Genomic DNA, 12,958 nt, shown 5'->3' with positions numbered 1-12,958 from the left:
GCGCATTATCCTACGCAAAACCGCTACGCACTTTTGCTGGAAATGCTCTAAGAAAAAGCCCCCGGACTTGGTTGGTCCGGGGGCTTTCATTTCGAGGTGACGCTTAAGAAGCGATATAGTTTTTCAGGAAGGCCCGCGTCCGGTCCTGCTGCGGGTTGCGCAACACGTCTGCGGGCGCGCCTTCTTCGACCACAAAGCCGCCGTCCATGAAGATGATCCTGTCGGCAACCTCACCGGCAAAGCGCATTTCATGCGTCACGATCAGCATCGTCATATGCTCGGCTGCAAGCTGCTTCATGACCGCATTCACTTCATCGACCAGTTCCGGATCGAGCGCCGAGGTCGCCTCGTCGAACAGCATCACCTTCGGCTGCATGGCAAGCGCGCGGGCAATGGCAACGCGCTGTTTCTGGCCGCCGGACAGGCGTGACGGGTAGACGTCCACCTTGCTGGCGAGCCCCACCTTGTTGAGCAGTTCCAGCGCCAGTTCGCGGGCCGCCGATTTGGACATGCCCTTCAGCTTTGTCGGTCCCAGCGTGATGTTTTCCAGCACGGTGAGATGCGGAAACAGATTGAAGTGCTGAAACACCATGCCCATCTGCTGGCGCACCGCGTTGATGTGCTTTTCAAAAGCCTGCCCGCTCAGCGGCTGGTTGACCTGCAACCCGTCGAGCCAGACTTCGCCGCCATTCAGCGTCTCCAGATGATTGATGGAGCGCAGCAATGTGCTCTTGCCCGAACCACTCGGGCCGATGATCGCGATGATCTGGCCACGCGATACCGAAAGATCGATCCCTTTCAGAACCTCCAGCGCACCATAGGCTTTGCGGGCGCCTTTCACTTCAACCATAGGCTTCAAGGCGCTCATCGCGTAACCTCCACTTTTCTTTCGATATGCCGCAGGCCCGCTTCCATGACGAGGTTGACCACGTAATAAAGTGCGGCGGCAGTCAGATAGAACTCAAACGGACTATAGGTTTCACTGATGGCGATCTGCGCGCTGTGAACCAGTTCGGCAATGCCGATGATCGACACGAGCGATGTGTCTTTCAACAGCACGATCATGTTGTTGCCGATGGGCGGGATGGTGTTGCGGATGGCCTGCGGGATGATGATATAGCGCAGCGTCTGCCCCTGACTTAGCCCGATGGATCGCGCACCTTCCGTCTGCCCCGGATCGACCGAGACGATGCCCGCCCGGAACACATCCGCATTATAGACCGCGAAATGCAGACTCAATCCGAGAATGCCCGCAAACAGGGCCGGAATGTCGATCCCGATCTGCACCAGACCGTAATAGATGAGATAGAGCTGCAAAAGCAGCGGCGTTCCCATGAAGAGCCACATGAAGAAGCGGACCGGATAGGCGAACAAAGCCGGTGCATAAAGCACAACCAGCGCAAAGACGATGCCGAGGATGAAGCTCAGCGCGCTGGATGCGACCGCAAGAACGATGGTCCACCACAATCCGGTCAAGAGCAGATCGGTATAGGGAGCGACGATACTGAAATCGAGAGCTGGCATTGCGTCCTCCCTCAGCGTGCAGCGAAGCGCTTGTCGAGCAGATCGACAAGCGACGCCACCACATAGACGATGAGCATGTAAATGACCGCAGCAACTGCGAAAATCTCGAATGGCTTGTAGGTCGAGCTGATGAAGCGTTGCGCCGTATAGGTGAGTTCAACCACGGAAATGGTCGATACCAGCGCCGAACCCTTGACCAGAGCAACCGCATTCACACCGAGCGGGCGGATCATCAGGCGTGCGGCCTGTGGCAGAATGATGAGGCGCAGCGTCTGGCCGCGGCCAAACCCAATCGAGCGGGCTGCCTCGTCCTGGCCCCGATCCACGCTTGCAATTGCGCCGCGAATAGACTCGGCCATGTAAGCGCCGATATTGAGCCCCAGACCGATGACACCCGCCGCATAGGGCTCCAGTTCGAGCCCGATCTGCGGGCCACCGAAATAAAGCACGAACAGCTGCACGAGGCAGGGCGTTCCACGAAAAATGCTGACATAGGCGCCGGACAAAAAACGCAGAACAAAGCTGTTAGAAAGGCGTCCGACGACCAGAATGCCCGCAATGACGAATCCCAACACAAGAGCAAGCACGGAAATCTGCACAGTTACCCATGCCGCCTCCAGAAAAAACGGGAGGACGTGCCGCATTAACGCAAGATCCATAGAACTACTCCGGAAGATCGCATGTACCGGCCCGGATAAACCGGGCCGGATTAAAAGCCAGCTTAGCGAATATCGCTACCGATCCACTGCATCGAGATCTTCTCGTAGCCGCCATCGGCGAGCATGTCGTCGAGTGCCTTCTGCATGGCAGCCTTGAGTTCCGGATTGTTCTTGCGAATGGCAATGCCGAGCGCCTCACGACCGCCTTCGATATTCGGCGTATCCAGAATGCGAACCTTCTGGCCGGTTTCCTTCACCGCGATCTTCACCGGAATGCTGTCCATGACAAGAGCATCGATGCGGCCTGCATCAAGATCAATCAACATTTCCGGCAGGCCCTTATAGGTGCGAACATTGAGGTCGCCCTGTGCCTTGGCCCACTTCTCATGGGCATCACCCATGGTCACACCCACGGTTTTGCCATTGAGGTCTTCCAGTTTCTGGATTGGGGCGTCTTCTTTGACCACGACCGTGCGACCCGCATGGTAGTAGGGTCCCACAAAATCGACGGCCTTTTCACGCTCTGGGGTGATGGTCATGGAGGCGACAACAGCATCGTATTTCTTGGCCAGAAGACCTGCAATGATACCGTCAAATGGCGTGGTCACGAGCTTGACCTTCACGCCCAGACGATTGGCGATTTCTGTTCCGATGGAGGCATCGAAGCCTACCACCTGATTATCGGCATTGGTGAAGCTGAACGGAGGATAGGCGCCACTCATGGCGACGCGTAACTCACCGGTTTCCTTGAGCTTTTCCAGCTCATCCGCATGCGCTGGCATGGCGGAAAAGGCGGCGGCGAGTGCTACGGCTGCAGCCGCAAACATGGTCTTGAGCTTGCTATTCATGGCTTTGGTGTTTCCTCTGGATTGGTCTTATTGTTAGGCTTATGGTTTGCCATCAACCTTCATCGACAGAGCTTGGCACAGGCCTTGTTTCCAAGCATCCTGCAATATGACTGCCAGCCCGACACATTGCCGGAAATGACCGGCATATTGTCGGCGGTCGAGGGCGCGATTTTAAAAGAAAAGGCCGCACTCCCACCCGGCAAACCGGATCGGAATGCGGCCTTGAAAATCGGCCCTGATGTTGGAGGCTTTACTTCAACGCAGCCTCGAAACTGTCGGCCAGAACGCTGAGCAAATGATCTGCATTGGCGCGGCTGAACACCATGGACGGGCGCATCTTCAACACGTTGTCATGCGGACCCTCAGTCCCCATCAGGATGCCGCGTTCGCGCGCGCCGTCATTGATCTTGCGGGCCAGCGCCGTTGCTGGCGCCTTGGTCTTGCGATCCGTGACAAGCTCGATACCGAGGAACAGTCCCTGACCGCGAACATCGCCGATAATATCGAAGCGCTGCTGCATCTTACGGAAACCGTTGATGAGATAGTTTCCGACAGTCAGCGCATTCTCGCGCAGCTTGTCGCGTTCGATCACGTCGATGACTGCAAGACCAGCGGCACAGGACACCGGATTGCCGCCGAAGGTGTTGAAATATTCCATGCCGTTATTGAAGCTGTCTGCAACTTCACGGGTGGTCACCACAGCCGACATGGGATGGCCATTGCCAATCGGCTTGCCCATGGTGACGATATCCGGCACCACATCCTGCATTTCAAACGCCCACCAATGGCTGCCGACGCGACCGAAACCGACCTGCACTTCGTCGGCAACGCAAAGTCCGCCTTCGGCACGAACCATAGCGTAGACTTCCCTGAGGTAGCCTTCTGGCAGGAATACCTGACCGGCGACACTTGGAATCGATTCCGCAAAGAACATAGCCGGCGCACGACCCTGCTTGCGCATGGTGTCGATCTGTTCGGCAATGCTCTCGGCAAAGCGCTTGCCATGTTCCTCCAGCGGCCAGTCTTCCGGCGCGTGGTAGCTGTCGGGAATGACCGCCTCATAGACGTGATCCGGTCGCCCTTTACCGCCCTTCCGCTTGTATTTGTAGGGGCTGAGATCGATCAGCTCCTGCGTGGTGCCGTGATAGGCCCAGTCGAGAACGATGGCTTCCTTGCGGCCCGTATGATTGCGTGCCATGCGCAGCATCAGGCTGTTTGCTTCGCTACCCGAGCAGGCGAAGGACGCGACCGTCAGTCCTTCCGGCAAGGTTGCCGTCAGCCGTTCGGCGTAGGCCACGATGTTGTCGTGCAGATAGCGGGTGTTGGTATTGAGCAGCGCCGCCTGACGGGCGATGGCTTCCACCACTTCCGGATGGGCGTGCCCCAGATGGCAAACATTGTTGAAGCAATCGAGATAGGCGCGACCGTAATTGTCGATCAGCCACGTCCCCTCGCCGCGCACGAACTTGATCGGCTCGGAATAGGAAATCGACAGGTTCGGCAGCAGTATTTCCTTGCGCTTCGCGATGATTTCTGCGCGGGTGCGTCCATCCTGATGGAAGGTCTCCGGCGGAATGCCCGCCAGCCCCGCCACATCCGGGAAAACATCGGCCCAGACGTCGAGATAGGCCGCTTCGCCGACGCCCAGAATTTCGGTTGCCGACAGATTGATATCCGTCGTCATTTCGAAATGCAGATGCGGGGTCCACCCGCCATTTTCGTGAATATCGCCCATATGGCCGACGAGATCGCCAGCTTCCAGCCTCTCGCCCGGCTTGAGACGACCGAGCGCCTCATGTGCCATATGCCCCCAGAGGGTCACGAAAGGCGGGCAGCCTTCCGGGCGATGCTCAAGCTTGACGAGACCGCCATAGCCGAGCGGTTCGCGTTCGATTTCAACGCTGACGACCGTTGCGGCCAGCGGCGTGTAAAGCGGCGTTCCGGCAGGCATGAACAGATCGACGCCCAAATGGTGGATGCGGCGCTGCCCTTCGATGAAACGCGATTCAAACGCGGTGTCGGTATAGACAGTGCGCTTTTCGCCCCAGGGGCCGATACCGAGCTGAACGTTGTTGTAAGTGCAGAAATTATCCCACCATTCCGTCGCTTCCCTGGCGCGCTGTTCAGCGGAGGCAACCGTCATGACATGCGTTTCATCGCCATATGGCACGAGCGCCTTGGTCATGGTTGCCGGTGCCGGATGCACAATCGGCGCAAAGGTCTTGCTGTTATCCGCAATCCATTTGCGAACCGCGCCTGCACCCTCGATAGCGTCGAAGCCGCAGGCCTTGCGCAGAATAGCGGTCGCAAAACGCGGGTTCATCGCGTCCATCTTTTCCAGAAGACGCCAGGCCGGAGCCTCGCTGATCGCCAGATATGGATTGTCGTCCGTCTTGTCGTGGCGCGAAGCAGAGAAGGTCACGCTGGTGACAAGACGCATGGCGATGAGATCGAACAGAACGTCGATTTCTTCCGCCTTGAGCGGGTATTTTTCGTGGAATCCGGCGGCCAGTGCCGCTGCCGCACCAATTGGATCTTCCATGTCGAGAATGGAATAGGCGCAGGCAATGGCGACTTCGGCAATCAGAACCGTGTGAACGGCATCGCCGAAATCGATCAATCCGGCAATCTGTTCATGGTCGCTCGTGCTGACCAGTACATTCCAGTCATTCGCATCATTGTGGATGACCTGTGCACGCAGGCGCGACAGTTTCGGCGCGACGCGGTTTTCAAAACGCACGATGAAGCGCTCAAGCAGCGAACGCCTGTCGGCATCGCCGACGAAATGCAGGCGCGTGCGCGTACGGGCCGCATGGCGCAAATCCCAATCGAGATCGCGCACGGCGCCCGGATGGATGAAGCCCTGCAAGGCATGATCCAGTTCGCCAAGCGCGCGACCGAGATTGCGCATCAGCCCAAACGTGCGTTTGACTTCCGCGAGGGGAACACCCGGCAGCCAGCCGACCAGCCGCATGGCATGGCGCTCGCCACCGCTCGCCACAGCCGATGCAAGCACATCGCCCGAAAGGCTTGGCTTCAGATGCGGAACCGCGAGCTTCGCATCGGCACTGGCCAGATGCTGCAGAAGCGCGGTCTGGAATTCGCTTTCGACCTGCGGCTCGCTGGCATTGACGATTTTTAAAATCCAGTCGGCATCCGTTCCGGTCTCCAGACGAAAATTGCGATCGCGTTCGCTGTCGAGCGGCGATGCCGTGGCAGTGACACCAAAGACTTCAATGGCCAGCTTCTCGGCATCGGCTGCGGAAAACTGCGGGTTCGGATGGGACAGATCGGTCATGGATAGTGCGTTTCCAGTTTAGATTTCTTATCAGAACCTTGGCACGCAATGCGTTTTCGGGCATCAAGTATCCTGTCGGAAGAACCGGCACTTTGTCGGAATGGACCGGCATATGTCCGGTCATGCGTATAGGGTAACGATGCGGGAACTTGACGCGAAAGATCGCGAAATACTGGCAATTCTGTCCAAGGAAGCGCGCATCGCGCTGAAGACGCTGGCCGGTCGTATCGGCTTGTCCCGCAGCGCGACCAGCGAGCGCGTCACAAATCTGGAACGCAGCGGCGTCATTCGCGGCTATCGCGCGGATATTGGCGAGATCGATACCAATTTCATCCGCGCCATATTGCTCGTAAGCCTGAAACGCACGCCTGCGCTGGCGCTTCTCGACATATTGGCGCAGCACGCTGAAGTCCGCCGCGTCTCATCGGTCAGCGGGCAGCTTGATCTGGTTGTCGAGCTGGAAGCGGCGACAATCGACGACCTCAACCGCGTGCGCGACCTCGTTGCCGCCCATGATATCGTGGACGACATCACCACGGCCTTCGTGCTGCGGCGCGATATCGACCGCGAAGTCCGATAATCCTTCAGGCGGCAGGCGGGGCTTTCTGCTCCACCTGTTTAACTCTGATAAATATCCGCGCGGGTTTGCGGCACAGCCGAAATGCCGCGTTTACGCTTCGAGGCAAGTGTCTGGTTGATCTGGACTGTTCCGCGTTCAAACGCCAGCGCACAGCCCGCGAGATAAAGTATCCAGAGCCGCGCCTTCGGATAACCGACCTCGGCGACAGCCTTGTCGAAATTGGCATGAAGCCGTTCCGCCCACAGGCGGCAGGTGCGCCCATAGTGCTCACGGAGATTTTCCACGTCATGCACCTCGAAGCCATGGCCTTCAAGATTCTCGACGGTCATGCCCAGATGGTCCAGCTCGCCGCCGGGGAAGATATATTTTACCAGCGCCAGATGTTCCGCACTTTTGCGGTTGAAGCTCTTCTTGTTCTTCTTCATCCGGCGGGTGATGGCGTGATGCATATAGAGGCCGCCCGGCCGCAGCAAACGTCGCACAGACTTGAAATAGGTATCATAATTGGCAATGCCGACATGTTCGAACATGCCGATGGAAGAAATCTTGTCGAACTCCTGATCAAGCTCGGTATAAGACTTGATGTGGATGGTGATCTTGTCTTCCAGCCCGGCAGCCTTGATCCTTTGTCGGGCGAGTGCCGTTTGCGCTTCCGACAGAGAAACGCCGGTTCCGATCACGCCGTAATTCTGCACGGCATGGATCAAAAGCGCGCCCCAGCCGCAGCCGATATCGAGAAAGCGGTCGCCCGGTTTCAGGCGCAGCTTGCGGCAGATCAGGTCCAGCTTGTCATACTGCGCCTGATCCAGACTGTTTTGCCAGTCGGTGAAATAGGCGCAGGTATAGACCATGCGTTCATCAAGAAACAGCTGATAGAACTCGTTCGACACATCGTAGTGATGGGTGATCGCTTCCTTGTTGGAGCCGCTGACGAAGGGCGACTTTCCGTCGATATTCGCCTGGTCCTTCGCCTTTCCGGCAAAGAGCAGTGATGGAATGCCTTTCAGCAACTGCCATTTCGGCAGCGCCTTGATGCGCTCCTTGAGATGACCGTCGATCTTTGTTTCTGCGACATCGAAGATGGTTCCGTTTTCGATATCCACCGCGCCGGAGGTCCAGAGACTGATAAGCGTGTCGTAATTCGGCTTCAACACCACCTGACGCACGACCGAGGGGTCCTTGATCGCCAGCGTTGGCCCGTCGAAAGCGCCGATCTGGGTGCCGTCCCACAGTTTGACATTCAATTGCGGTTGAATGGTTTCAACAATGGTCCGAATGGTACGCGCCGCACCGGTCTCTGCTGCCATGCAATGTCTCCCAAGCTCGACATCGATTCGCTACGAAGAATTATCGTAATCTCTCCAATTGGAGAAAGCATCAGGAATACCGATCTGCTTTGCGGCGCGATACAAGTTACCGTGAACGCACAGCTTTTCAGCGTATGGTTTGACCGCGATGAATATCCTGCGGTCGTATTTTGGCAAGTGCCGACACCAGAACACCGGTGATGACAGCCTTGACCAGATCGCCCGGAATGAAGATGGCAAGGAGCTTGACCGCTTCAAGAAAAGGCTTTGCAAGGATCAGCGACATGCCGATAGCGCCGAACAGATAGAGCACCCCGATACAGCCCAGCACCGCGCCGAGAAAGGTGGACACGCCGAGATTGGTGATGGGTGCACGCTCGATGAAAAGGCCGGTCACATAAACCGCCGGTATCCAGCCGAGCAGAAAGCCGACCGTCGGGCCGGCAAAAACGCCGAGACCGCCGCGTCCGACCGCCAGAACCGGCAATCCGATTGCCACCAGAAGAATGACCAGCGCCACAGCGGCAACACCGCGTTTTGGCCCCAGCACAGCACCGGCCAGCATGACGCCAAGATTTTGCGCGGTAATCGGCACGCCGAAGCCGAGCGTAACGGCTGGCAGAAATCCGAGTGCGCAGATCAGCGCTGCAAACAGAGCCACGTGGGCGACATTTCTTTCCATAGGGGAGCCTTTACTTGAGAGTTCCGCCGCGAGCACGCAATGCTTCGGCAACATGATCGGCATCGTCGAGCGCCGCCAGCGACAGCGGCAGCACCAGTTGCCAGCCCGGACGCCTGCGCGACCGGGCGCGCCAGGCTTCAACAAGCTGTCTGGCCCGGACAATCAGCACCGGCGTAAAGCGTATCACCAGCGGGATGGCCGTTTCGAGAATTTTCGTCGGCAGGCCAAGGCGGCGCATAGGCGTGTTTAAGAACCGGAGCAGATGCACGAAATCTTCAAGCGGTGTCGTCATCGTCACCAGATTGGCGAGCGCAATCATCGTGGCCACGCGCACCGTGATCTCCACCCCTTCAAGCGCGGTGTAGAAAGCCAGATGCCAGAGAAAAATCACCGCAACAAAGGGTAGAACCGGCCGCATGGCCTGCAAGCCGGCGCGAAAGAATACGCGCCCCGGGAGGGCGTAGAGCGCGAGACAGACCACCAGCGCGCCAAGCTGGAACCAGACCGACGTGACCATGAAAAGCGTCGTGGTGGCGATGCAAAGCGCGGCCACCTTGGCCGCCACCGGCCATTGATGCGCGCGTGTTTTAACGGGAGAGGTGAGAGAGATCATCGCTCTTGCCCTGAAGGATCATTTCTTCAACATAACGGGTCAGAACCGTTTGCGCATCCCCGGTTTCCCGGATCTGGCCCTGATCGATCCAGAACACTTCCTCATAACCGTGCAGGTCTTCCGGGTGATGGGAAATGTGCAGAAGGCGCGCCTCGCCGCCGTTCAGATAGCGCGCCAGCTGATGCCGTGTCGGAATATCGAGACCGGCAAAAGGTTCGTCGAGAATGATCAGCGCCGGGCGCATGGCGACCACCGCCATCATGCAGACCAGATGCTTCTGCCCTTGCGACAGCGACTGGATGGCAGCATCGGCCCAATGGTCCTTGCCGAAATCGGCCAGTACCTTGGTCGCCATCGTGCGCGCATCGGCTTTGGTCGCGCCCTGCTGGCGCAGGCCGAATGCAATTTCCTCGATGACCGTTGGAAAGATGATCTGGTGTTCGGGGTTTTGAAACAGGATGCCGACGGTTGAAAGCGCGGCCTTGCGGTCTTCATAAATATCGTGGCCAGCGATACGGATCGCGCCTTCCGTTGGTTTCAGCAGCCCCGCCAGAAGCCGCGCAAGCGTGCTCTTGCCGGAGCCGTTTCTGCCGACAATGCCCATTCTGCGCGCATTGGAGTGAAGCGAAACACCGTGCAGGATTGGCCGCCCTGCTATCGCATAACCGACGCCATTGACAGCAATGAATGGTGCGGATGCGCCATTATCGGGCATGGTTCAACAAATCCTGCTTCGGGTCTTGTTCTGACATTTCTGCAAACCGTTGCAGGCTTTGACCAGAAGCCGGGCCCGATTGCAACCATGCAGACAAGCTACCGCGCTTGAAGCGTAGCGGGACTTGCATGGTCATTCGCCAAACGGGCGTGTTGGTTCATCCAATTTCGCTGTTTCCCGCCGCCGGAAAATTGGTTAATGTTTAGTAAACATGCGCCGATCTTGCGGCGACCCAACGCAGTTGGCGTTGGATGGGGGAGAAAATGAAAAATGCACAGCAGTTCAATGAAAAAGGATAATGGGGCAAAAGCGGAATTGCACGCCCACACACCATCGCGAACAAACCGACCATTGAAGCGACCGATCTGGATCGACCGGCTGACCGCTTCGGAGCTGACGCTTTTCGCCTGTTCGTGTGCCGTCGGCACGGTGCTGGTGCTAAGCCAGGTACTCCAGTTCTGAGAGCCTGTTCCTGCGGCGCTATGAAAAAGGCGGGACCAATAGATCCCGCCGCTTATTTTATCAGGCTGCCAGAGAAGCCATATCGATTACGAAGCGATAGCGCACGTCGCTTTTCAGAACGCGCTCGTAAGCCTCGTTGATATCCTGAATATTGATCATCTCGATTTCCGAGACGATGTTGTGTTCGCCGCAGAAATCCAGCATTTCCTGGGTTTCCTTGATCGAACCGATCATCGAACCGGCAAGGCTCTTGCGGCCCGGAATGAGCGAGAAGGCATGGACCGGCACCATATGTTCCGGCGCGCCGACATTCACCATGGTTCCATTGACCTTGAGCAGGCCGAGATACGCATTCCAGTCGATGGCGACGCCAACCGTACAGATGATCAGATCGAAACTGCCTGCGAGCTTCTCGAAGGTCGAAGCATCGCTGGTGGCGTAATATTCCTTTGCGCCGAGCTTGAGGCCGTCATCCTTTTTCGAAAGCGATTGGCTCAGCACCGTGACATGTGCGCCCATCGCACTGGCCAGCTTGACGCCCATGTGGCCAAGCCCGCCCATGCCGACGATGGCCACGCGCTTTCCCGGGCCCGCATTCCAGTGGCGGAGCGGCGAATAAAGCGTGATGCCGGCGCAAAGCAGCGGGGCCGAGGCATTGAGCGGCAGATTGTCCGGAATGGACAGCACATAGCCTTCCTTGACGACGATCTGGTCGGAATAGCCGCCCTGCGTGCGCGTCTTTCCTTCTGCGTCATCGCAGTTATAGGTCTGAATGAGACCCGGCAGATATTGCTCGTTATCAACGTCGCGTGCTGCGCAACCAACGCAGGAATCCACGAAGCAGCCGACGCCGACCTTGTCGCCAACCTTGAACTTGGTCACGTTGTCGCCGACAGCCGTGACGACGCCCGCAATTTCATGGCCGGGAACGATTGGATAAACGGCGTTTTTCCATTCGTTGCGAACCGTATGAATGTCGGAATGGCACACACCGCAATACTGGATCGAGATGACCACATCGTCGGCATTGGGTTCACGACGTTCAAATGTGAACGGCACCAGCGGCTGATCCGCATCGGTTGCGGCATAACCTCTTGCAATAGCCATAATAAACTCCGTTTTTCAGGGAAAATTGGGGAAGGATGAGATGATTGACTATGCCGTGAACCTGAGGAAAGAGGGTAGACCGATCCTGCAAGCTTCTTGCATAATCCTGCAAATCTGGCCCGCATGACCTACCCTGTCTCTTGGTTTCGTTTTCCGAACTGGATAAATGAAGACCATGTCGGATCGTTGACAAACCGAGGTGCCCATGAACTTACCCGTCGATGCATATAGGGAGCTGGCTTCGCTCGCCAAGCGCTTCATCGAAACCGATGGCGAGTGCAGAACCGCGATCGACGGCCTCTCCTTGAGCAGGCGTTCGACGCCGAGCGTTCCCTGCCACGGCAGTTATCGCCCGTGTCTCGCCATGGTTCTTCAAGGTTCGAAGTCGCTGCGCCTTGGGTCGGCCACGATCAATTATGCTACGGGAGAATATCTGGTCACCTCGCTTGATCTGCCGGTCACGTGGCGGGTGGTCGAAGCCAGCGCGGAGGCGCCGCATCTTTGCCTTTCACTCGCCATCGACAGTGAAAAACTGGTCGATCTGCTTGGCCGCAGTGATATTCGCAGAAGCATCTCCCAATCGGAAAACCAGTGGGGCATCAGCGTCAACGCTGCACCTGCCGGGCTGGTTGATGCGGTGATCAGGCTCTTGCGCCTTCTCGACAGCCCGGAGGATATTCCGGTCATGGCGCCGCTGATCGAACAGGAAATCCTCTATCGCCTGCTGACCGGCCCCAGCGGCGACCGCCTGATCAATATCGCCACCGTGGACAGCCAGGCCAACCGGATTGCGCGCGCCATCGGATGGTTGCGCCAGCATTTTGCGCTACCCCTGCGCATCGAACAGCTGGCCGAATATGTGAATATGAGCCCGTCGTCTTTCCACCACCATTTCAAGTCGATCACAGCCATGACGCCGATTCAGTATCAAAAGCAGCTGCGGCTGAGCGAAGCGCGGCGGCTGATGCTGGTTGAAAGACTGGATGCAGGCACGGCAGGACATCGGGTGGGCTATCAAAGCCCTTCGCAATTCAGCCGCGAATATAGCCGCCTCTACGGCAATCCGCCGGTTCGCGATATCGAGGCGGCATAAGCACACTACAAATTTTGTTCAAACTTCTTCACCATGAGCAGGCTTTGCTTGCTGTTGCTGTCGTATTGCC

13 protein-coding genes are annotated in these 12,958 nt (G+C 57.5%); 3 read left to right on the top strand and 10 right to left on the bottom strand.

All coding sequences use genetic code 11. The features are described 5' to 3' along the window. Positions 1–103: 103 nt before the first annotated feature. From D8666_RS14235 to D8666_RS14215, 5 genes are all read right to left on the bottom strand, one after another. Complete coding sequence (locus D8666_RS14235; protein WP_280176229.1) at positions 104–868, bottom strand: amino acid ABC transporter ATP-binding protein; 765 nt, start codon at positions 866–868, stop codon at positions 104–106. Further along, entirely contained in the window at positions 865–1,524 is a 660-nt protein-coding gene (locus tag D8666_RS14230) for an amino acid ABC transporter permease (protein WP_109366862.1), read from the bottom strand. The genes D8666_RS14235 and D8666_RS14230 overlap by 4 nt, the downstream gene beginning before the upstream one ends. Positions 1,525–1,535: 11 nt before the next feature. After that, on the bottom strand, positions 1,536–2,183 hold the full coding sequence (locus D8666_RS14225; protein ID WP_109366861.1) for an amino acid ABC transporter permease: 648 nt from the start codon (positions 2,181–2,183) through the stop codon (positions 1,536–1,538). 62 nt (positions 2,184–2,245) lie between these two features. Then, positions 2,246–3,031, bottom strand: coding sequence for an ABC transporter substrate-binding protein (locus D8666_RS14220; RefSeq protein ID WP_109366860.1), 786 nt, complete (start codon positions 3,029–3,031; stop codon positions 2,246–2,248). 250 nt (positions 3,032–3,281) lie between these two features. Continuing rightward, a complete protein-coding gene (locus D8666_RS14215) occupies positions 3,282–6,329 on the bottom strand; it encodes an aminotransferase class III-fold pyridoxal phosphate-dependent enzyme (RefSeq protein WP_109366859.1) in 3,048 nt (1,015 codons plus the stop codon). Positions 6,330–6,468: 139 nt separating this feature from the next. Here D8666_RS14215 and D8666_RS14210 point away from each other — a divergent pair, with 139 nt between their 5' ends. Then, on the top strand, positions 6,469–6,909 hold the full coding sequence (locus D8666_RS14210; RefSeq protein ID WP_078338226.1) for an Lrp/AsnC family transcriptional regulator: 441 nt from the start codon (positions 6,469–6,471) through the stop codon (positions 6,907–6,909). A 38-nt stretch (positions 6,910–6,947) separates the two neighbouring features. On the opposite strand, the gene D8666_RS14205 is transcribed toward D8666_RS14210, so the two are convergent. The 4 genes from D8666_RS14205 to D8666_RS14190 form a co-directional block, all read right to left on the bottom strand. Continuing rightward, a complete protein-coding gene (locus D8666_RS14205) occupies positions 6,948–8,216 on the bottom strand; it encodes an SAM-dependent methyltransferase (RefSeq protein ID WP_109366858.1) in 1,269 nt (422 codons plus the stop codon). 127 nt (positions 8,217–8,343) lie between these two features. Next, positions 8,344–8,898 (bottom strand): biotin transporter BioY, encoded by a 555-nt coding sequence (locus D8666_RS14200; RefSeq protein WP_109366857.1) that lies wholly within the window; start codon positions 8,896–8,898, stop codon positions 8,344–8,346. 10 nt (positions 8,899–8,908) lie between these two features. Continuing rightward, positions 8,909–9,511, bottom strand: a complete 603-nt coding sequence (locus tag D8666_RS14195; protein ID WP_109366856.1) for an energy-coupling factor transporter transmembrane component T family protein — start codon at positions 9,509–9,511, stop codon at positions 8,909–8,911. Beyond that, positions 9,486–10,226, bottom strand: coding sequence for an energy-coupling factor ABC transporter ATP-binding protein (locus D8666_RS14190; RefSeq protein WP_109366855.1), 741 nt, complete (start codon positions 10,224–10,226; stop codon positions 9,486–9,488). The genes D8666_RS14195 and D8666_RS14190 overlap by 26 nt, the downstream gene beginning before the upstream one ends. Positions 10,227–10,496: 270 nt before the next feature. On the opposite strand from D8666_RS14190, the gene D8666_RS24000 reads away from it, so the two are divergent. After that, the gene (locus tag D8666_RS24000; RefSeq protein WP_124915313.1) at positions 10,497–10,688 is read left to right on the top strand and encodes a hypothetical protein; all 192 of its coding nucleotides are present in this window, start codon (positions 10,497–10,499) and stop codon (positions 10,686–10,688) included. A gap of 60 nt (positions 10,689–10,748) precedes the next feature. Here the strand turns inward: D8666_RS24000 and D8666_RS14185 are convergent, their stop codons facing one another. Next, positions 10,749–11,795: an NAD(P)-dependent alcohol dehydrogenase gene (locus D8666_RS14185; protein ID WP_109366854.1), complete on the bottom strand. Its 1,047-nt coding sequence runs from the start codon at positions 11,793–11,795 to the stop codon at positions 10,749–10,751. Positions 11,796–12,000: 205 nt separating this feature from the next. Between D8666_RS14185 and D8666_RS14180 the strand changes: the two genes are divergently transcribed. Next, positions 12,001–12,888 carry an AraC family transcriptional regulator gene (locus D8666_RS14180; protein WP_109366853.1) on the top strand — a complete coding sequence of 296 codons (888 nt, stop codon included), beginning with the start codon at positions 12,001–12,003 and terminating at the stop codon, positions 12,886–12,888. The last annotated feature ends 70 nt before the right edge of the window (positions 12,889–12,958 follow it).

It is taken from the genome of Ochrobactrum soli, assembly GCF_003664555.1.
Taxonomy (GTDB): domain Bacteria; phylum Pseudomonadota; class Alphaproteobacteria; order Rhizobiales; family Rhizobiaceae; genus Brucella; species Brucella teleogrylli.
Note: the sequence above shows the minus strand (reverse complement) of the source record. Positions and strands in the feature narration are given on the sequence as shown.